Source organism: Lysobacter sp. SCRH-1R (assembly GCF_057747855.1).
This window is the reverse complement of the sequence record NZ_CM173227.1, coordinates 2,434,446-2,453,232: the sequence shown is the minus strand read 5'-3', so window position 1 is coordinate 2,453,232 and position 18,787 is coordinate 2,434,446. Positions and strand designations below refer to the sequence as shown.

19 protein-coding genes and 1 pseudogene are annotated in these 18,787 nt (G+C 68.4%); 18 read left to right on the top strand and 2 right to left on the bottom strand.

The window, feature by feature from the left end; all coding sequences use genetic code 11:
- Position 1: 1 nt before the first annotated feature.
- Positions 2 to 214, bottom strand: coding sequence for a DUF6116 family protein (locus AC3ANK_RS11090; RefSeq protein ID WP_206860854.1), 213 nt, complete (start codon positions 212 to 214; stop codon positions 2 to 4).
- A gap of 163 nt (positions 215 to 377) precedes the next feature.
- On the opposite strand from AC3ANK_RS11090, the gene AC3ANK_RS11085 reads away from it, so the two are divergent.
- The 6 genes from AC3ANK_RS11085 to asnB all read left to right on the top strand — a co-directional run bounded on the left by AC3ANK_RS11085 (position 378) and on the right by asnB (position 7,982).
- Entirely contained in the window at positions 378 to 1,184 is an 807-nt protein-coding gene (locus AC3ANK_RS11085) for a glycine zipper 2TM domain-containing protein (RefSeq protein ID WP_305062066.1), read from the top strand.
- Positions 1,185 to 1,337: 153 nt separating this feature from the next.
- On the top strand, positions 1,338 to 2,501 hold the full coding sequence (locus AC3ANK_RS11080; RefSeq protein ID WP_484171172.1) for an acyl-CoA dehydrogenase family protein: 1,164 nt from the start codon (positions 1,338 to 1,340) through the stop codon (positions 2,499 to 2,501).
- A 13-nt stretch (positions 2,502 to 2,514) separates the two neighbouring features.
- Positions 2,515 to 3,072 (top strand): GNAT family N-acetyltransferase, encoded by a 558-nt coding sequence (locus AC3ANK_RS11075; protein WP_484171171.1) that lies wholly within the window; start codon positions 2,515 to 2,517, stop codon positions 3,070 to 3,072.
- Positions 3,069 to 3,710 carry a glutathione S-transferase family protein gene (locus AC3ANK_RS11070; protein WP_484171170.1) on the top strand — a complete coding sequence of 214 codons (642 nt, stop codon included), beginning with the start codon at positions 3,069 to 3,071 and terminating at the stop codon, positions 3,708 to 3,710. The genes AC3ANK_RS11075 and AC3ANK_RS11070 overlap by 4 nt, the downstream gene beginning before the upstream one ends.
- 57 nt (positions 3,711 to 3,767) lie before the next feature.
- Positions 3,768 to 6,035 carry a thiamine pyrophosphate-dependent enzyme gene (locus tag AC3ANK_RS11065; protein WP_484171169.1) on the top strand — a complete coding sequence of 756 codons (2,268 nt, stop codon included), beginning with the start codon at positions 3,768 to 3,770 and terminating at the stop codon, positions 6,033 to 6,035.
- 3 nt (positions 6,036 to 6,038) lie between these two features.
- Entirely contained in the window at positions 6,039 to 7,982 is a 1,944-nt protein-coding gene (gene asnB, locus AC3ANK_RS11060) for an asparagine synthase (glutamine-hydrolyzing) (RefSeq protein ID WP_484171168.1), read from the top strand.
- 103 nt (positions 7,983 to 8,085) lie between these two features.
- Here asnB and ygfZ read toward each other — a convergent pair whose 3' ends face one another.
- Positions 8,086 to 8,955: a CAF17-like 4Fe-4S cluster assembly/insertion protein YgfZ gene (gene ygfZ / locus AC3ANK_RS11055; protein ID WP_484171167.1), complete on the bottom strand. Its 870-nt coding sequence runs from the start codon at positions 8,953 to 8,955 to the stop codon at positions 8,086 to 8,088.
- On the opposite strand from ygfZ, the gene AC3ANK_RS11050 reads away from it, so the two are divergent.
- The 12 genes and pseudogenes from AC3ANK_RS11050 (at position 8,950) to AC3ANK_RS10995 (ending at position 18,775) form a co-directional block, all read left to right on the top strand.
- Positions 8,950 to 9,141 (top strand): DUF1674 domain-containing protein, encoded by a 192-nt coding sequence (locus tag AC3ANK_RS11050; protein ID WP_320415164.1) that lies wholly within the window; start codon positions 8,950 to 8,952, stop codon positions 9,139 to 9,141. The two genes, ygfZ and AC3ANK_RS11050, sit on opposite strands and share 6 nt — an antisense overlap.
- Positions 9,142 to 9,229: 88 nt before the next feature.
- A complete protein-coding gene (sdhC, locus tag AC3ANK_RS11045) occupies positions 9,230 to 9,637 on the top strand; it encodes a succinate dehydrogenase, cytochrome b556 subunit (RefSeq protein WP_484171166.1) in 408 nt (135 codons plus the stop codon).
- On the top strand, positions 9,634 to 10,032 hold the full coding sequence (gene sdhD, locus AC3ANK_RS11040; protein WP_206860847.1) for a succinate dehydrogenase, hydrophobic membrane anchor protein: 399 nt from the start codon (positions 9,634 to 9,636) through the stop codon (positions 10,030 to 10,032). The genes sdhC and sdhD overlap by 4 nt, the downstream gene beginning before the upstream one ends.
- 4 nt (positions 10,033 to 10,036) lie before the next feature.
- Complete coding sequence (gene sdhA, locus AC3ANK_RS11035; RefSeq protein WP_157030483.1) at positions 10,037 to 11,827, top strand: succinate dehydrogenase flavoprotein subunit; 1,791 nt, start codon at positions 10,037 to 10,039, stop codon at positions 11,825 to 11,827.
- A gap of 15 nt (positions 11,828 to 11,842) precedes the next feature.
- Positions 11,843 to 12,625, top strand: a complete 783-nt coding sequence (locus tag AC3ANK_RS11030; RefSeq protein ID WP_206860846.1) for a succinate dehydrogenase iron-sulfur subunit — start codon at positions 11,843 to 11,845, stop codon at positions 12,623 to 12,625.
- A gap of 78 nt (positions 12,626 to 12,703) precedes the next feature.
- Positions 12,704 to 13,126, top strand: coding sequence for an MAPEG family protein (locus tag AC3ANK_RS11025; protein WP_484171165.1), 423 nt, complete (start codon positions 12,704 to 12,706; stop codon positions 13,124 to 13,126).
- The gene (locus tag AC3ANK_RS11020) at positions 13,123 to 13,377 is read left to right on the top strand and encodes an FAD assembly factor SdhE (protein ID WP_206860844.1); all 255 of its coding nucleotides are present in this window, start codon (positions 13,123 to 13,125) and stop codon (positions 13,375 to 13,377) included. Before AC3ANK_RS11025 ends, AC3ANK_RS11020 begins: the two co-directional genes overlap by 4 nt.
- 25 nt (positions 13,378 to 13,402) lie before the next feature.
- Positions 13,403 to 13,777: a hypothetical protein gene (locus AC3ANK_RS11015; RefSeq protein WP_484171164.1), complete on the top strand. Its 375-nt coding sequence runs from the start codon at positions 13,403 to 13,405 to the stop codon at positions 13,775 to 13,777.
- A 6-nt stretch (positions 13,778 to 13,783) separates the two neighbouring features.
- Positions 13,784 to 15,028: a lipoprotein-releasing ABC transporter permease subunit gene (locus AC3ANK_RS11010; RefSeq protein WP_206860842.1), complete on the top strand. Its 1,245-nt coding sequence runs from the start codon at positions 13,784 to 13,786 to the stop codon at positions 15,026 to 15,028.
- The gene (gene lolD, locus AC3ANK_RS11005; protein ID WP_484171163.1) at positions 15,021 to 15,743 is read left to right on the top strand and encodes a lipoprotein-releasing ABC transporter ATP-binding protein LolD; all 723 of its coding nucleotides are present in this window, start codon (positions 15,021 to 15,023) and stop codon (positions 15,741 to 15,743) included. Before AC3ANK_RS11010 ends, lolD begins: the two co-directional genes overlap by 8 nt.
- A gap of 21 nt (positions 15,744 to 15,764) precedes the next feature.
- A pseudogene (locus tag AC3ANK_RS11000) lies at positions 15,765 to 18,246 on the top strand (DNA internalization-related competence protein ComEC/Rec2); the annotation flags it as partial.
- On the top strand, positions 18,140 to 18,775 hold the full coding sequence (locus tag AC3ANK_RS10995; RefSeq protein WP_206860839.1) for a MotA/TolQ/ExbB proton channel family protein: 636 nt from the start codon (positions 18,140 to 18,142) through the stop codon (positions 18,773 to 18,775). The pseudogene AC3ANK_RS11000 and the gene AC3ANK_RS10995, both read left to right, overlap by 107 nt.
- Positions 18,776 to 18,787: the final 12 nt, after the last annotated feature.

The window sequence follows — 18,787 nt, the reverse complement described above, 5'->3', positions numbered from 1 at the left end:
CTCAGCGCTGCGCCGGCGGGGGCAGCGGTTCCTTGCGCTTCTTCCAGCTCGCCAGCAACAGGGTGCCCAGGCCGAGCAGCAGCTCGTCGGCGAGCGGGATGAGGTCGGGCACGACCAGGTCCACCAGGAACAGCGCCGCCGTGACCAGGAACAGGCGGGGGAAGCTGAGCTTCGACAGGAAGGCGAGCAGCGGCGGCGTGAGTGGGGACGGCATGGCAGATACAGTTTGACGGCGGTCTCAATGACGCTAACACGGCCGCCCGGACCGGTTCACAATTTCGACAGCTTGATGTTAAAAAATCGGCGGCCGTTCAGCTTTCCAGTGGTCGAATGGCGCCATCCAACAACGCGGGCACGCCCCGCCGCAGAGGCCTGAGATGAACAAGAACATGCTCGCCGTCGCCCTGGCTTCGCTGCTCGTCGGCGGTGTCGCAGTGGCCGCATTCAACAGTTTCGGCAACAAGGACGCCGCCCCGGCCGCGACCGCCGATGGCCAGCTCCTGCCGGGCCAGGAAGGCGATGTCGCCGCAGACGGCGCCATCGGTTCCAACCAGGTCGAATACGCCGACGTCACCAACGTCCAGTCGATCACCGAGAAGGAAAAGCTCTACGCGACGGTGATCGGCACCGACGCCATCCGCGAGACCAGCACCACCTCCACGCCGCGCGAAGTCTGCGAGGACGTGGTCGTGCAGGAACGCGCCCCGGAACGCGACGGCAACGTCGGCGGCACCGTGGCTGGCGCGGTGATCGGCGGCCTGCTGGGCAACCAGGTCGGCGGCGGCAACGGCAAGAAGGCCGCGACCGTCGGCGGCGCGGTGGCCGGTGGCTTCATCGGCAACCAGATCGACAAGCGTCACGTCGGCGGCAAGGTCACCAGCCGCACCGAGCGCCAGTGCCACACCGTTTCGTCCACGTCCGAATCCTCGCGCGTGGTCGGCTACAACGTGACCTACCGCAATCCGGACGGCACCACCGGCACGATGCGCACCGACAGCAAGCCGGGCAGCCGCATCCTGCTGGGCGACGAGGACAAGGTCGTCGGCTACGACGTGACCTACCGCTACAACGGCGCCGAGCAGACCATCCGCATGGACGAGCGCCCGGTCGGCGGTCGCCTGCCGGTCATCGATGGCCAGGTGGTCACGCAGACCGCCTCCGCCGCGGGCCCGACGCGCGGCTGATCCACACCGCATGCAAGACCCGAAGGAGCCGGAGCGATCCGGCCCCTTTTTCTTGCCCGACGGGAAAATCCCCGGCGCTGCAAGCGTTTACGTGGCCTTACCCGCATCGCGGGGCGCCCGTACAATGGCGGTCTTTCCCAAGTCGAGTGCGCCATGGCCCTGCATCCGTACGACCTTTACGACGTTCGCTCGCTGCTCACCGAAGAGGAGCGCGCCGTACAGGACACGGTGGCCCGGTTCACCGACGAGCGCGTGATCCCGATCATCGGCGACGCCTTCGACCAGGGACGCTTCCCGAAGGAACTGGTCGGCGAGATCGCCGAACTCGGGCTGCTGGGTTCCTCGCTGCCCGAGAAGTACGGCTGCGCCGGCCTCAACGCGGTCAGCTACGGCCTGATCTGCCAGGAACTGGAACGCGGCGACAGCGGCATCCGCAGCTTCGTCAGCGTGCAGTCTTCGCTGTGCATGTACCCGATCTACGCCTACGGCAGCGAAGAGCAGCGCCAGCGCTGGCTGCCGGACATGGCCGCCGGCAAGGTCATCGGCTGCTTCGGCCTGACCGAGCCGCACGGCGGTTCCGATCCGGCCAACATGAAGACCAACGCGCGCCGCGACGGCGGCGACTGGATCCTCAACGGCTCCAAGATGTGGATCACCAACGGCAACCTGGCCGACATCGCCATCGTCTGGGCGCAGACCGATGAGGGCATCCAGGGCTTCATCGTCGAGAAGGGCATGCCCGGTTTCGCCGCGCAGGAAATCAAGCACAAGATGAGCCTGCGCGCGTCGGTCACCAGCTCGCTGTTCTTCGACAACGTGCGCGTGCCCGATGCGAACCGCCTGCCGAACGTGAAGGGCCTGAAGGGGCCGCTGGGCTGCCTGACGCAGGCGCGTTACGGCATCACCTGGGGCCCGATCGGCGCGGCCATCGCGTGCCTGGACGAGGCGCTGAACTACACGAAGGAACGCATCCTGTTCGACCGCCCGGTCGCGGCGACGCAGAGCGCGCAGATCAAGATGGCCGAGATGGCGCGTCGCATCACGCTGGCGCAGCTGCTGGTCGTGCAATTGGGTCGCCTGAAGGACGCGGGCACGATGCAGCCGGCGCAGGTTTCGCTGGCGAAGTGGAACAACTGCCGCATGGCCATCGACATCGCGCGCGAATGTCGCGACCTGCTCGGCGGCGCGGGCATCACCACCGAACACGCCGCGATCCGCCATGCGCTGAACCTCGAATCGGTCATCACCTACGAAGGCACGGAAACCGTGCACCAGCTGGTGATCGGCCGCGAGCTCACCGGCATCAACGCGTTCTGATCCGGAGCCGGCGATGCAGCTGGGTCCGACACTGGAAACGCAACGCCTGATCCTCCGCCCGCCGCAGGCGGAGGATTTCGAGGCGTGGGCCGCGTTCAAGGCCGATGAGGAAACCTGCCGCCACATCGGCGGTACCGAACCGCGTGCCGCCGCGTGGCGCAACTTCGCCGCGATGATCGGCGTGTGGCACCTGAAGGGCTTCGCGATGTTCTCGGTGATCGAGAAGGCGAGCGGGCAGTGGATCGGCCGCGTCGGCCCGTGGCAGCCGGAAGGCTGGCCGGGCACGGAAGTCGGCTGGAGCATCGTGCGCGATCGCTGGGGCCGCGGGTACGGCCCGGAAGCGGCGACCGCCACCATCGACTGGGCCTTCGACACGCTCGGCTGGGACGAGGTGATCCACACCATCGCCCCCGAAAACACCAACTCGAAAGTCGTCGCCGCCAAGCTCGGTTCGACGCTGCTGCGCATGGGCCGCCTGCCGGCGCCGTACGACACGAAGGACATCGAAGTCTGGGGCCAGTCGCGTGAACAGTGGTTCGCACGACGCGAACGCGAGGGGATGAAGCGATGATCACCGTCTACGGCTATTCCAGTTCCGGCAACTGCCACAAGCTGCGCCTGCTGCTCACCCAGCTGGAACGCGAGTTCAAGTGGGTCGAGGTCGACAGCACCATCGGCGAAACGCGCACGCCCGGCTACCTCGCGAAGAACCCGAACGGCAAGGTGCCGATGATCGAAACCGACGACGGTCGCATCCTGACCGAGTCGAACGCGATCCTGTGCTGGCTCGCCGAAGGCACGCCGTTCTGGGCCGGCGACGCGTTCGCGCGCGCGCAGGTGCTGAGCTGGCTGTTCTTCGAGCAGTACAGCCATGAGCCGTACATCGCGGTGGCGCGTTTCATTCGCGGCTGGACGCAGCTGGAGTCCCCGCGTCGCGCGGCACTGCCGCAACTGCGCGAACGCGGCAACCAGGCGCTCGCCGTGATGGAACAGCATCTGAAGTCGAACGAATGGTTCAGCGGCGAGGCCTATGGCATCGCCGACATCGCGCTGTTCGCCTACACCGCCGTCGCCGATGAAGGCGGCTTCGACCTGTCCGCATATCCCGGCGTGCAGGCGTGGATCGAACGCGTGCGCCAGACGCCGCGTTTCGTCGCCATGCCGACGCCGCCGGTGGAAGTCCTCTCGCGCCTGGCGCTGCCGGACTGATCGCACGCACACGCATTTCGCCCGCGCATTCTCGGCGCGGGCCCTCCGGAACCGACCATGTCCCTGATCCCCAATCCCATCCCCGCGCGCATGAAAGGCCTCAACCGGGCCGAGATCTGCGACGTCAACTTCAGCGAGTTCGTGAAGGCCTGGAGCGGCGACGTCCACGCACGTCCCGCCGCCGGCGCGCCGATCCTGCCGGGCAGCGAACTCGATGCGCAGGGTTTCCGCGAACTCTTCGAATCGCAGCTGATCAGCCGCCACCTCGACCTGATGGCGCGCGTGCTGCGCGTGCAGAACAAGGTCTTCTACACGATCGGTTCCAGCGGACATGAAGGCAACGCGATGGTTGCGCGCCTGACGCGCCATACCGATCCGGCGTTCCTGCATTACCGCTCAGGCGGCTTCATGGCCGAGCGCTTCCGCAAGCTGCCGGGCATGGATCCGGTGATGGATTCGGCGCTGAGCTTCGCCGCGAGCGCGGAGGATCCCGCGTCCGGCGGCCGTCACAAAGTGTGGGGCAGCAAACCGTTGTGGGTGTTGCCGCAGACGTCGACGATCGCTTCGCACCTGCCGAAGGCGCTGGGCACGGCGGTGGCGATCGAAGTGGGCAAGCGACTCAACCACGCGTTGCCGATTCCCGCCGACAGCATCGCGATCTGCTCCTTCGGCGACGCCTCCGCGAACCACGCCACCGCGCAGACCGCGTTCAACGCCGCCGCATGGACCGCCTACCAGAAGCTGCCCGCGCCCGTGCTGTTCGTGTGCGAGGACAACGGCATCGGCATCTCGGTGAAGACGCCGGGCGGCTGGATCGCCAACCGCTTCCGCAACATGGACGGGCTCGATTATTTCGCCGCCGACGGTCTCGATCTCGCGAACGGTTATGCCGACGTGCAGCGCGCCGTCGAACACTGCCGCACGACGCGCCGCCCGACGTTCCTGCACCTGCGCACCACGCGCATCATGGGCCACGCGGGCACGGATTTCGAAATCGAGTGGCGTTCGATCGAGGAACTGTGCGCGGTGGAAGCGACCGATCCGCTGCTGCGTTCGGCGGCGATCGCGCTGGAATCGGGCCTGATGTCGAAGGACGAGGTGCTTGCGCTGTACGAAGCCACGCGCAGGAAGTGCTTCGCGGCGGCCGAGGAAGCCGATCGTCGCCCGAAGCTCGACAAGCTCGAGGACGTGATCGCGCCGCTCGCGCCGTACACGCCGGCGAGAGTGCGGGCCGAAGCGCAGCGAGCCGATTACGCGGAGCGCCGCCTCGAAGTGTTCGGCAGCGAAGCGAAACTGCCGGAGAACCAGCCGCCGCGCCATCTCGCGATCCAGATCAACAACGCGCTGCACGACATCTTTGCGAAGTACCCGGACACGCTGCTGTTCGGCGAGGACGTCGCGCAGAAGGGCGGCGTCTACACGGTGACCAAGGGCCTGCAGAAGGCCTTCGGCCCGCGCCGCGTGTTCAACACGCTGCTCGACGAGACGATGATCCTGGGCATGGCGCAGGGCTTCGCCAACGTCGGCATGCTGCCGATCCCGGAAATCCAGTACCTCGCGTACTTCCACAACGCCTGCGACCAGATCCGCGGCGAAGCGGCGTCGCTGCAGTTCTTCAGCAACAACCAGTATGCGAACCCGATGGTCGTGCGCATCGCGGGCCTGGGTTACCAGCGCGGTTTCGGCGGGCATTTCCACAACGACAACTCGATCACCGCGTTGCGCGACATCCCCGGCCTCGTCGTCGGCTGCCCCTCGCGCGGCGACGACGCGGCGACGATGCTGCGCACGCTCACCGCGCTGGCGAAGGTGGACGGGCGCGTCAGCGTGTTCCTCGAGCCCATCGCGCTGTACATGACCAAGGATCTGTACGAGCCTGGCGACGGCCAGTGGCTGACGTCGTATCCGAAGCCCGACGAAGCGATGCCGCTCGGCGAAGGCCGCGTGTACGGCGAAGGCAACAACGATCTTGTGATCTTCACCTACGGCAACGGCGTGCCGATGAGCCTGCGTGCGGCGCGGGCGATCGAGGCCAAGCACGGCTGGAAGGCGCGCGTCGTCGATCTGCGCTGGCTGGTGCCGCTCAACGAGACGTACATCCGCGAACAGGCGAAGACCGCCAAGCGCATCCTGATCGTCGACGAAGGCCGCCACAGCGCCGGCGTCGGCGAGGGCGTGCTCACCGCGATCGCCGAAGGCGGGTACGGTGCGCGCCCGTTCCAGCGCGTGGTCGGCGTGGATACGTACACACCGCTCGCGGGCGCGGCGTTCCTGGTGATTCCGTCGGACGACGACATCGTCGCCGCCGCGGACCGGCTGGCCTGACCCATGTGCGGACTCGCCGGCCTGCTGCGCCCGACCGCGGATCTCGATGCCGCGCGTCTGGACGCGCTCGCCGGCGCGATGGGCGATGCGCTCGAGCATCGCGGGCCCGACGACCGTGGCGTGTGGGTCGACGACACCGCGGGCATCGCGCTCGCGCATCGCCGCCTGAGCATCCTCGACCTGTCGCCGCTCGGCCACCAGCCGATGGCGTCGGAGAACCACCGCTTCGTCGCCGTCTACAACGGCGAGATCTACAACTTCGCCGAGCTGCGCGAAGTGCTGGTCGCACGCGGACACGTGTTCCGCGGCCATTCCGATACCGAAGTGCTGCTGGCCGCGGTGATGGAGTGGGGCGTGGAGGAGGCCGTGTCGCGTTGCAACGGCATGTTCGCGATCGCCCTGTGGGATCGCGAACAACGCTGCCTGTGGCTCGCGCGCGACCGCGTGGGCAAGAAGCCGCTCTATTACGGCTGGGCCGGCGACACGTTCGTGTTCGGCTCGGAATTGAAGGCGCTGTGGCGGCATCCGGAGTTCGACAACGGCGTCGATCCGGATGCGCTGGCGCTGCTGCTGCGGCTGGATTACATCCCGGCGCCGCATGCGATCCACGTCGATACGTTCAAGCTGCTGCCCGGCTCGCTGCTGCGCATCGATGCGGCGGAGGTCGCGCGTGGGCCGCGCGAACACGATCCCTCCCGCGATCAACGCCGTTACTGGGATCCGCGCAACCGCATGCTCGCCGCGCTGGCGCAGCCGTTCGCCGGCGACGCGTTGGAAGCGGAGAACCGCCTCGACGAAGTGCTGCGCGACGCCGTGGCGCTGCGCATGGTCGCGGACGTGCCGGTCGGTGTGTTCCTGTCGGGGGGTACGGATTCCTCCGTCGTCACCGCACTCATGCAGGCGCAGAGCCGGCATCCGGTGCGCAGCTTCACCATCGGATTCGAGCGCTCGCACCACGACGAAGCCCACCTGGCGCGCGAAGTCGCCGAGCACCTGCACACGCAGCACACCGAGCTGTACGTCAGCGGCGCTGATGCGCTCGGCGTCGTGCCGACGCTGCCGGCGATGTTCGATGAACCGTTCGCCGATGCCTCGCAGGTGCCCACCGCGCTGGTCGCGCGCCTGGCGCGGACGGCGGTGACGGTCGCGCTCTCGGGCGATGGCGGCGACGAGCTGTTCTTCGGCTACAAGCGTTACGAGCGGGCGCTGCGCAACTGGCGCTGGCACAGCCGGGTGCCCGGTTTCCTTCGGCACGCGCTGGCGCGCAGCGCGAAGACCCACGGCGAAGCCTCGCGCACCGGCGGTTTTGCAGCGCTGGCCGCGGAAATGGGCGCGCGTGGCATCGGCGACGTGTACCGGCAGCGCGTGATGCGATGGCGCGATCCGGAGGCGGTCGTGCCCGGCGCGAGGCTGCCGGAGACCTTCTACGACGAGCCCGATCCGTTGCGCGGCAAAGGCACGCCGGCCGACGCGATGATGCTCGCCGACTTCAGCGTGTACCTGCCCGAAGACCTGCTGTGCAAGGTCGATCGCACCAGCATGGCGGTGAGCCTGGAGGCGAGGGCGCCGCTGCTGGACTGGCGCGTGGCGGAGTTCGCGTGGTCGCTGCCGCTGGACTTCAAGCGGCACGCCTCTGGCAACAAGCACCTGCTCAAGCGCGTGCTGCGGCGGTATCTGCCCGACTCGATGGTCGATCGCGGCAAGCGCGGTTTCGGCGCGCCGGTGAGCGATTGGCTCAAGGGCGATCTGCGCCAATGGGCGGCGACGCTGCTCGATCCGGCGCGCCTGCGTGCCGAAGGGCATTTCGATGCCGATGCCGTGCACGCGCTGTGGCGGCAGTTCCTCGAAGGCGAGCGCAAATGGCATACGCACCTTTGGAACGTGCTGATGTTCCAGGCATGGCATGAGCATTGGCAGGCGCAGCGCCGCGCCATCCGCGCAGCCTGATCGCCCTTGTAGCCCGGGTAAGGCCGAAGGCCGCACCCGGCATCACCGTTCCGATCGCCGCACACCCCGGGTGCGCTTCGCTTACCCGGGCCACCAACGCGCGCTAGCGCGCCAATCCCTCGCGTAACGCCCGCTCGGTGACCGGCGCGCCGTTGACTCCAAGCGTAACCGCGTCGCGTTCCAGTGGCATCACCGCCAGCGCGAGATGACGCGCGCCGTCGACCGCCGAGGCCACGACTTTGCCCATCGCGACGGAACCCGCCGTCACGTCCTGGCCCGGCTCCAGCGCCGCATCGGCCGCCAACAACACGAGCCCGCGCTTCGCCTGCCCGAGAAAATGCGTGCGCGCGACGATCTCCTGGCCCGGATAGCAGCCCTTCTTCACGCTGAAAGCACGCAGGCGATCGAGCGACAACTGCTGCGGCGTCCAATGTTCGACCTGGGACGCTGGCAACCGCGGCAGGCCGTGTTCGAGGTCGTACGCGTGCCACGTCGCGGCGGCGGCCTCGTCGTGCGACACCGTCGCACGCGAAAGGCTCAAGGTGCGCGGAGCATTGATCGAGCCGACATCGAGCTCGAAGCCCGCGTCCTCGTCGCCGGTGAAGTTCGCGCCCGAGGCCGCCACCGGCGCGCCGAACCGCCCACTGGCATAAAGGTCTTCGCGCACCTGGATCCGTACCTTGCTGCGGAACACGAACCGCTGCAGCGCGGCTGCGAGTGCCGCCGCATCCGCGTCGGGCAGCACCAGCCAGACGGCCTCATCCGACCGCTTGAGCAAAGCGAACAGCGCGATCACGCGACCTTTGGGGGTCAACCAGCCGCTCCACTGCCACTGGCCGGGCTCCAGCAGCGCCACGTCGTTCATGAACTGCGCCTGCGCGAAGGCGGCCGCATCGCGACCTTCGAGCGTGATCAGGCGGTAGCCGGGAAGGGCGAAAACCGTGTCCGCCGTGGGTTGCGGGTTGTCATGCATGGGGGGCGGGACTTAACATTTGGCGCTGTGATGATAGGCCAAACCCCTCCCGGAACACTGCCGCCGCCTCCGGAACCGGAGCCGTCCAAGGACGACACGCAGGCAAAGGAACACGGCGGGCGCGAAGGGCCGGAACCAACCCGCTACGGCGACTGGGAAAAGAACGGCCGCTGCATCGACTTCTGACGCGACCGCCCGGCCTTCATCACTGACACCGCTGCAAACGCCTTCCCGCCACGCGGCACCGCCGCCCAGCCGAGAGACCGCCACGCTCATGGCGAACGAACCCCGCGTCCGCGAACGCCCCCTCTCACCCCACCTGCAGGTTTACCGCTGGCAGGTGCAGATGGTGACCTCGATCCTCCACCGCGCGACCGGCATCGTCCTCGTCGTGGGTAGCCTCATCGTCACCTGGGGCCTGCTCGCGCTGGCGGCCGGCCCGGAGTCCTGGTCGACCTTCACCGCCTTCAACCGCTCGGCGATCGGGTTCCTGATCCTGTTCGGCTGGAGCTGGTCGCTGGCCTACCACCTGCTCAACGGCATCCGCCACCTGGTGCAGGACGCCGGCTACGCCTACAGGATCGAATCCTTCGTGCGCAACAGCTGGTTCTCGATCTTCGGCAGCCTGGTGCTGACGGTGCTGATCTGGATCGTCGCGATGATGCAGCGGGGTGCCGCATGATCAAGCCGCACAAGCCCCACCTGCGCAATCCGCTGAAGAACGCCCGCGGCCTCGGCTCGGCGAAGGACGGCACGGGCCACTTCATCGTCCAGCGCGTCACCGCGATCGCGCTGATCTTCCTGGCGATCTACGCGGTCGGCCTGATCATCTCGATGATCGGCGACGACTACGCGACCGTGCGCGCCACCGTGGCCCATCCGTGCCACGCGATCCTGCTGACCGCCTTCAGCATCGCCACCTTCTGGCACGCCAAGCTCGGCGTGCAGGTGATCATCGAGGACTACGTGCACACGCCGTTCTCCGCGACCGCGCTGCACCTTCTGAACATCTTCGTGTGCGCACTCGCCGGCATCGCCAGCGTGCTCGCCATCGTCCGCATCGCGCTGGGAGCCTGACGCCGTGCCCGCTTACAAGATCCACGAACACACCTTCGACATGGTGGTGGTCGGCGCCGGCGGCGCCGGCCTGCGCGCCACCTTCGGCCTGGCCCAGAAGGGCCTGAAGACGGCCTGCATCACCAAGGTCTTCCCGACGCGCTCGCACACCGTCGCCGCGCAGGGTGGCGTTGCTGCCGCTCTGGCGAACATGGGCGAGGACGACTGGCGCTACCACTTCTTCGACACCGTGAAGGGTTCGGACTGGCTGGGCGACCAGGACGCCATCGAGTACATGTGCCGCGAGGCCATCCCGGCCATCATCGAACTGGAGCACTACGGCGTTCCGTTCTCGCGCACCGACGACGGCAAGATCTACCAGCGTCCGTTCGGCGGCATGACCACGCGTTACGGCGAAGGTCCGCCGGCGCAGCGCACCTGCGCCGCGGCCGACCGCACCGGCCACGCGATCCTGCACACGCTGTACCAGCAGTCGCTCGCGCACGACGCGCAGTTCTTCATCGAGTACTTCGCGCTCGACCTGATCATGGACGCCAACGGCGCCTGCCGCGGCGTGCTCGCGCTCGACATGGCCGAAGGCACGCTGCACCTGTTCAAGGCGCAGGGCACGGTGCTGGCCACCGGCGGCTACGGTCGCGCGTACTTCTCCGCGACCTCGGCCCATACCTGCACCGGCGACGGCGGCGGCATGGTGCTGCGCGCCGGCCTGTCGATGCAGGACATGGAATTCGTGCAGTTCCACCCGACCGGCATCTACGGCGCGGGCTGCCTGATCACCGAAGGCGTGCGCGGCGAAGGCGGCATCCTGCGCAACAGCAACGGCGAGCGCTTCATGGAGCGCTACGCGCCGAGCGTGAAGGACCTCGCCCCGCGCGACATGGTCAGCCGAGCGATGACGATGGAGATCCGCGAAGGCCGCGGCGTCGGCGACCACAAGGACCACATCCTGCTCGACCTGACGCACCTGGGGCCGGAAGTGATCCACGAGAAGCTGCCGGGCATCGCCGAGTCGGCCCGCATCTTCGCCAACGTGGACGTCGAGAAGCAGCCGATCCCGGTGATCCCGACCGTGCACTACAACATGGGCGGCATCCCGACCAACTACCACGGCGAAGTCGTGCAGTTGAAGAACGGCAACCCGGACGAAGTCGTCCCGGGCCTGTACGCCATCGGCGAAGCGGCGTGCGTTTCGGTCCACGGCGCCAACCGCCTGGGTTCGAACTCGCTGCTCGACCTGGTCGTGTTCGGCCGCGCCGTCGCCAACCGTGCGGCGGAAACGGTCAAGCGCGACGGCAAGCAGGCGACGCTCGCTTCCGATGCCTGCGACCAGGCGCTCGCCCGTTTGGACAAGCTGCGCAACGCCAACGGCGGTACGCCGACGGCGGTCATCCGCGACAAGATGCAGCGCACGATGCAGGCCGACGCGGCGGTGTTCCGCACCGGCGACACGCTGCGCGACGGTGTGACGAAGATGCGCGAGATCCATGCGTCCTTCGCGGACGTGAAGGTGAGCGACCGCTCGCTGATCTGGAACTCGGACCTGATCGAGACCTACGAGCTGTCGAACCTGCTCGACCAGGCGCTGGTGACGATCGTTTCCGCGGAAAACCGCACCGAGTCGCGCGGCGCGCACGCCCGCGAGGACTTCCCGGACCGCGACGACGCCAACTGGCAGAAGCACACGCTGTGCTCGGTCAACGAGCGTGGCGAAACCAGCATCGACTACCGCCCGGTGCACATGTACACGTTGAGCGACGACGTGTCCGTGGTGCCGCCGAAGAAGCGCGTGTACTGACCGGAGCGAGCAACCGTGGCCGAATTTACCCTCCCGAAGAACTCGCAGATCCAGAAGGGCCGCCACTGGCCGGCGCAGGGCGCCAAACAGGCGCGCACCTTCAAGGTCTACCGCTGGAATCCCGACGACGGCATGAACCCGCGCGTGGACACCTACGAGGTGGACATGGCGACGTGCGGTCCGATGGTTCTGGACGCGCTGATCAAGATCAAGAACGAGATCGATCCGACGCTGACGTTCCGCCGCTCCTGCCGCGAAGGCATCTGCGGTTCGTGCGCCATGAACATCGACGGCACCAACACGCTGGCCTGCACCAAGGCCATCGAGGACTGCAGCGCGGGCGAAGTGCCGATCTACCCGCTGCCGCACATGCCGGTGGTGAAGGACCTCGTGCCGGACCTGACGCACTTCTATGCGCAGTACGCGTCGATCCGCCCGTGGCTGCGCACGCAGAGCCCGTCGCCGTCGGATCGTGAGCGCCTGCAGTCGCCGGAAGACCGCAAGAAGCTCGACGGCCTGTACGAGTGCATCCTGTGCGCGTGCTGCTCGACCAGCTGCCCGAGCTACTGGTGGAACGGCGACCGCTACCTCGGTCCGGCGATCCTGCTGCAGGCCTACCGCTGGATCGTCGACTCGCGCGACGAAGACACCGGCGAACGTTTGGACGACCTGGAAGACCCGTTCAAGCTGTACCGCTGCCACACCATCATGAACTGCGCCCGCACCTGCCCGAAGGGACTGAACCCGGCGCAGGCGATCGGCGAGATCAAGAAGCTGATGCTGGCGCGCCGCGCCTGATCGCGGCCGCGGTGGAGTCGATACGGAAGAAGGCGCACGCAAGTGCGCCTTTTTTCCAGGAGCGATGGGGGTGAATGGATGGATGCAAAACTGATCTTCATGCCCGCGGCGGCGATGGTCGCGCTGACCTTCGCGGTGTGGTGCCGCATGTACGTCACGCGTATCGGGCAGATGAAGCGCGAGCGCATCCACCCGCAGGCCGTCGCGACCTCGGCGCAGGCCGCAGCAAGGCTGACCGACAGCTGCGCGGCCGACAACTTCCGCAACCTGTTCGAACTGCCGGTGCTGTTCTACGTCGCGCTCGTCGTGGCGGCCCTGACGCAGCAGGTGAACGTCGCGACGATCGGGCTGGCCTGGCTGTTCGTGCTGCTGCGCGTGGTCCACAGCGCGATCCACTGCACCTACAACAAGGTCATGCACCGCTTCTACGCCTACGTCGCCGGCGGCGTGGCGCTGTGGCTGCTGTGGGGCGCGATCGCGCTGGGATGGTGGCGCGCATGACGCAGGACCTGGAACGCGAGCTCAGCCGCCTGCGCTGGCGCAGCCGACGCGGCATGCGGGAACTCGACCGTCTTTTCGAGCGATATCTTGACCGTGCATGGCGGCAAGCTCCGGAGTCGGAACGGGTGGTTTTCCTACGTTTGCTGGAAATCGAGGACGATAAGCTCTGGCACTGGTTCATGGGACACGACACCCCCGCCGATGCCGAACTCGCCCAGCTCGTCGAACGCATCCGCAGCCTGCCGGCTTGAATGGCGGCCTTCGCGATGGCTCGCCTTGGCGCTGTGCGCCATTGGCGTGCTGGCCGCCCTGAGCGTGCTGTTGAGCGGAATGCCGGTGACGTTCGCCGTTCCGCTCGCGCTGACCGCAGCGGGGCAGGGCGTCCGTCTGGGGCGGCGCGAGGCGCGTCGACCGTCGCATCTCCTGACGATCGCCCCGGACGGGCGCGCCGCGCTGGACGGCATCGACATCTCCGATCTGCGCCTGCACTGGCGCGGCCCTTGGGCCTTCCTGCATTTCCGTGGCGCCGACGGGCGGTCCCGCCGGCTCGCCTGGTGGACCGATACGCTGGCGCCGCGCGATCGCCGTGAACTGCGGCTGGCCGTTCCGGTCCAACCGGCTGCGCAGTCCCGGCCTTCGATGGCATCCTAGCCCGCTATGTTCAAACCCATCCCCGTCGCCATCGGTCTGCGCTACCTGCGCGCCAAACGGCGTAATGGCTTCATCTCCTTCATTTCGCTGGCCTCCATCGCGGGCATCGCGCTCGGGGTGACGGCCCTCATCACCACGCTGGCGGTGATGAGCGGCTTCCAGCGCGAGATCCGCGACCGCATGCTGCAGATGGCCGCGCACGCGACCGTCAGCGCCTACGGCGAACCCCTGACCGACTGGCAGACCGCGGTCAGGCAGGCCGTCGCCGACAAGCGCGTGGCCGGTGCGGCACCCTACATCGAGAAGGAGGCGCTGCTCTCCGGCGCGCGCAACCAGCCGGCGCTGGTTCGCGGCGTACTGCCGGACCAGGAGGGCAAGGTCTCGGTGCTCGCCGACAAGATGGTGCAGGGCAGGCTCGATTCGCTCGCGCCGGGCAGCTTCAACATCGTGCTCGGCAAGGAGTTGGCGCTGTGGCTCGGCGTCGGCATCGGCGACAGCGTGGTGATGACCACGACCGACTTCCGCAGCACGCCCCTTGGTGCGGTGCCGCAGCTCAAGCGCTTCACCGTCAGCGGAATCTTCGAGGCCGGCTACAACGACTTCGACAAGGGCCTGGCCGTCACCAACATGCACGACATGCAGCGCCTGCTACGCATGGGCGAGGGCGTCACCGGCGTGCGCCTGCGCCTGCACGACATGGACCTGGCGTGGGACGTGGCGCGCGACCTGGCCGTATCGCTCGGTGGACCGTACCGTGTCAGCGACTGGACCAGCGAGAACGCCAACATGTTCCGCGCGCTCAAGATGGAAAAGACCATCATGGCGATCCTGCTGTCGCTGATCATCGCGATGGGCGCGTTCAACCTGGTCTCCTCGCAGGTGATGCTGGTCACCGACAAGCAGGCCGACATCGCGATCCTGCGCACGCTCGGCCTCACACCGGGCGGCGTCATGCAGGTGTTCGTCGTGCAGGGCACCCTGATCGGCGTGATCGGCACCGTCCTCGGCGTGATCGGCGGCATCGTTCTCACGCTCAACCTCGAACATATCCTCAAGGCGATCGAGGCCGTGCTAGGCGTGCAGTTGCTGCCCGAGGACGTCTACTACATCACCGGCCTGCCCACCGACCTGCAGGCCAGCGACGTGGCGATCATCGCCGCCGTCGCGCTCGTCATGGCGTTCTTCGCCACCATCTATCCCGCCTGGCGCGCCGCGCGCACGGCGCCGGCGGAGGCGCTGCGCTATGAGTGACACCATGCAGTCGACCAAGCACCAGGGCGAGGCGATCCGCGCCGAAGGCCTAGCGATGACCTACGCCGAGGGCAAGCTGCGCACGCCGGTGTTCGCGGGGCTGGACCTGGCCGTGCAGTCGGGCGAGACCGTCGCGATCCTCGGCGCGTCCGGCGCCGGCAAGAGCACGCTGCTGCACCTGCTCGGCGGACTGGACACGCCGACGGCAGGCGAGGTGTTCGTTGCCGGGCAGAAGATGAGTTCGCTCTCCGACGCGGACCGCGGCGCGCTGCGCAATCGCTCGCTCGGTTTTGTCTACCAGTTCCACCACCTGTTGCCGGAATTCACCGCGCTCGAGAACGTGATGCTCCCCGTGCTGCTGTCCGGCGCGCACGTTCCCGACGCGAACCGCCGGGCGAAGGCGCTGCTGGAGTCGGTCGGCCTCGGCCATCGTCTCGATCACAAGCCGGGTGAATTGTCGGGTGGCGAGCGCCAGCGCGCCGCGGTGGCGCGTGCGCTGGTCAACCGCCCCGCGTGCGTGCTCGGCGACGAGCCCACCGGTAACCTCGACGAGAAGACCGCCGAAACCGTGTTCGAACTGATGCTCGCGCTCAATCGCGAACAGCACACGGCGCTGGTGCTGGTGACGCATGATCGCCGCCTCGCGCGCCGCCTCGATCGCGTGCTCGAACTGCACGAAGGCAAGCTGCGCCAACTTGCACCGGACGAGGTCTAGTCCGTGGCGGCAGCGGCAGGGATGCCGCCTTTTGGAATCGCCGCCGCGCTCGGCCTGCTCGCCGGCGTATGCACCTGCCTGTGGTCGCCCTGGCTGTTGCCGTGGTGGGTGTCGGCGTTCCTGCTGGTGCTGGCCGCAGGGTGCTTGTGGCGTTCGATCAGGACGCCTTCGTCGCGCGCGTTGCTGTCCGGCTGGTGGCTGGCGGGCGTGGCGCTCGCCGGGTTGCACGCCGCACACGCGCTCTCGCTGCAACTTCCGTCCGAGCCCACGCGCCATGACGCGGTGGTCACCGGACGCATCCTTGACCTGCCCGAACACGAGCCGCGGCGCACGCGCTTCCTGTTCCGCGTCGACGATGACGTGAACGACGCACGCCTGCGCGGACGCGATCTGCGCCTGGCGTGGTACGAGGACGATCCCGCCCGACGCAGCACGCTGCGCGCCGGCCAGCACTGGCGTTTCGACGTGCGCCTGCGTGCGCCGCGTGGCCTGCGCAATCCCGGTGGCGCCGACGCGGAGAAGTACGCGATGGCGCAGCGGATCGCCGCCATGGGCTACGTGCGTTCGCCCGGAACCGCGAAGCTGCTCGCGCCGGCACACGGGATCGATGCGTGGCGCGATGGCATGTCCGAACGGATCGCGCACGGCGTGGATCGTCCATCGGCGCGCTTCATCCGCGCGCTCGCACTTGGAGATGTGCGTGGCCTGGACGACCCGGACTGGACGGTGCTGCGCGCGAATGGGTTGACGCACCTGATCGCGATTTCCGGCTTCCACGTCGGCCTCGTCGCGGGCTTCTTCGCGCTGCTTGTGCGGGCCGTCTGGTGGCTGTGGCCGACGTTGGCCCGGCGTGTGCCGGCGCCGATCGCCGCAGCGGCGGGCAGCGTCATCGGCGCCGGCCTGTACACCGCCGTCGCCGGCTTCGCGCTGCCGACGGTGCGGACCGCGCTGATGATCGCCATCGTCGCCGGTCTGCGCGGATTGCGACGGCGCATGTCGGGCGGCGAGTGCCTCGCGCTCGCGGCGTTCGCGATGTTGCTCATCGATTCACTGGCCGCACTGTCGGCGGGTTTCTGGCTGAGTTTCGCCGGCGTGGCGTGGCTGTTGTGGTGCCTGCCCGACAGCGGCGGACATGCCGTGCGCGATTTCCTGTCGGCGCAGGGCGTCGCGTCGGTCGGCCTGCTCCCGGTGGCCGCGATCCTGTTCGGCCAGGCTTCGCTCGCCGGCCCGCTGGCGAACCTCGTGGCGGTGCCGTGGTGGAGTCTCGCGGTCGTGCCGCTCGCGCTGTTCGGGCTGGGAATGGAGACGCTGCACGCCGGCGCGGGCGAATGGGCCTGGCAGCTCGCGGCGTGGTGTTTCGATCTCAGCTGGCCCCTGTTCGAATGGCTCGCCGCGAGCCCGCTGTCGGTGTGGTGGCTCCCCGAGCCGCGCTGGTTCGCCTTGCCGCTCGCGCTGCTCGGCGCGTTCTGGTTGCTGCTGCCGCGTGGCACGCCGGGGAAAGCGCTGGCCGCGCTGCTGTGGCTGCCCCTGTTGTGGCCGGACCGTCGCCTGCCCGCCACCGGCGAGGCCGAACTCGTGATGATCGACGTCGGGCAAGGCCAGTCGGTCCTGGTGCGCACGGCGCGCCATGCGCTGCTGGTGGACATGGGGCCGGCGGTGCCGGACGGCTTCGATGCCGGGGAGCGGGCGGTCGTTCCCGTGCTGCATGCGCTCGGGGTGTCGCGGCTGGATGCGGCCGTCGTGAGCCATGGCGACAACGACCACGCCGGCGGTTGGCCGGCCGTTTCGACGCTGTTTCCGGCCCAGGCGCTGTTCGCTCCCGAAGGCGTGCGCATCCCGGGGGGGCGCCCGTGCCTGGCCGGCGAGGGCTGGACCTGGGACGGCGTCCACTTCCGCTTCCTGCATCCACCGGCCGATTTCCCGGATCTGGGCAACGAGTCCAGCTGCGTGCTGCGGATCGAGGCCGGCGCGCGTTCGGCCCTGATCGCCGGCGACATCGGCGAGGTCATCGAACGACGGCTCGCGCGCGAGTCGCCCGCCGACGTCCGGGCCGACGTCGTGGTCGTCGCCCATCACGGCAGCGGTGGCTCGTCCGATCCCGCCTTCGTCGCCGCGACCGGCGCCTCGCAGGCGCTGGTATCGGCCGGGCACGGCAACCGGTTCGGCCATCCGCGGCCGTTCGTGGTCGAGCGTTGGCGCCATGCCGGGGCCGTCGTGCACGACACCGCGGGCGAGGGCGCCGTGCGCGTCCGGCTGCAGGAACGTGGCGTCGAGGTGGAAGCGCGACGGCAGGCACATCCGCGCCTGTGGGATGCCGCGCGGCGCGGGGACTCGCGTTCGGCTGGGCTATCCTATCGGGAAGATCGAGACGGCCGAGGGCCGGAGGGGTAGTTCGCGTGCTGGAACTGGTCAAGGCCGGCGGTTGGCCGATGATTCCGCTGTTGTTGCTGTCGGTACTGGCCCTGACGCTGATCGTCGAGCGCGCCTGGACGCTGCGCCGCAGCGCGGTCCTGCCGGCGAACCTTGGCAAGGAAGTCCGCACCTGGGCGGGCAGCGGCAAGCTGGACCCGGCCCATATCGAATCCCTGCGCCGCACCTCGCCGCTGGGCGAACTGTTGGCCGCCGCGCTCGACGTGCGCCTGCGCCCGCGCGACCAGATCCGCGAGCGCATCGAGGACGTCGGCCGCCATCTCGTCCACAAGATGGAGCGCTACCTGAACACGCTGGGCACCATCGCCGCCGCCGGCCCGCTGTTGGGTCTGTTCGGCACGGTGGTCGGCATGATCCAGATGTTCCTGGGCATCCTCGACCACGGCATCGGCGACGTGAACCAGCTGGCCGGCGGCATCGGCAAGGCGCTGGTGTGCACCGCGACCGGCATGATCGTCGCGATCCCGGCGCTGGCCGCGCATCGCTGGTTCCGCGGCCGGATCTCCGAATACATCGTCGCGATGGAGCACGAAGCCATCGCGCTGATGGACACGCTCGATACGCGCCCGGCCACCGCCGTGCGCGCGCCGCAGGCCGCCTGAGGCACGCCGTAC

What these genes read in the sequence shown, in the direction of transcription:
- AC3ANK_RS11090 (WP_206860854.1), bottom strand. Translation starts at nt 214, where the DNA reads ATGCCGTCCCCACTCACGCCGCCGCTGCTCGCCTTCCTGTCGAAGCTC.
- AC3ANK_RS11085 (WP_305062066.1), top strand. Translation starts at nt 378, where the DNA reads ATGAACAAGAACATGCTCGCCGTCGCCCTGGCTTCGCTGCTCGTCGGC.
- AC3ANK_RS11080 (WP_484171172.1), top strand. Translation starts at nt 1,338, where the DNA reads ATGGCCCTGCATCCGTACGACCTTTACGACGTTCGCTCGCTGCTCACC.
- AC3ANK_RS11075 (WP_484171171.1), top strand. Translation starts at nt 2,515, where the DNA reads ATGCAGCTGGGTCCGACACTGGAAACGCAACGCCTGATCCTCCGCCCG.
- AC3ANK_RS11070 (WP_484171170.1), top strand. Translation starts at nt 3,069, where the DNA reads ATGATCACCGTCTACGGCTATTCCAGTTCCGGCAACTGCCACAAGCTG.
- AC3ANK_RS11065 (WP_484171169.1), top strand. Translation starts at nt 3,768, where the DNA reads ATGTCCCTGATCCCCAATCCCATCCCCGCGCGCATGAAAGGCCTCAAC.
- asnB (WP_484171168.1), top strand. Translation starts at nt 6,039, where the DNA reads ATGTGCGGACTCGCCGGCCTGCTGCGCCCGACCGCGGATCTCGATGCC.
- AC3ANK_RS11050 (WP_320415164.1), top strand. Translation starts at nt 8,950, where the DNA reads ATGCATGGGGGGCGGGACTTAACATTTGGCGCTGTGATGATAGGCCAA.
- ygfZ (WP_484171167.1), bottom strand. Translation starts at nt 8,955, where the DNA reads ATGCATGACAACCCGCAACCCACGGCGGACACGGTTTTCGCCCTTCCC.
- sdhC (WP_484171166.1), top strand. Translation starts at nt 9,230, where the DNA reads ATGGCGAACGAACCCCGCGTCCGCGAACGCCCCCTCTCACCCCACCTG.
- sdhD (WP_206860847.1), top strand. Translation starts at nt 9,634, where the DNA reads ATGATCAAGCCGCACAAGCCCCACCTGCGCAATCCGCTGAAGAACGCC.
- AC3ANK_RS11025 (WP_484171165.1), top strand. Translation starts at nt 12,704, where the DNA reads ATGGATGCAAAACTGATCTTCATGCCCGCGGCGGCGATGGTCGCGCTG.
- AC3ANK_RS11020 (WP_206860844.1), top strand. Translation starts at nt 13,123, where the DNA reads ATGACGCAGGACCTGGAACGCGAGCTCAGCCGCCTGCGCTGGCGCAGC.
- AC3ANK_RS11010 (WP_206860842.1), top strand. Translation starts at nt 13,784, where the DNA reads ATGTTCAAACCCATCCCCGTCGCCATCGGTCTGCGCTACCTGCGCGCC.
- lolD (WP_484171163.1), top strand. Translation starts at nt 15,021, where the DNA reads ATGAGTGACACCATGCAGTCGACCAAGCACCAGGGCGAGGCGATCCGC.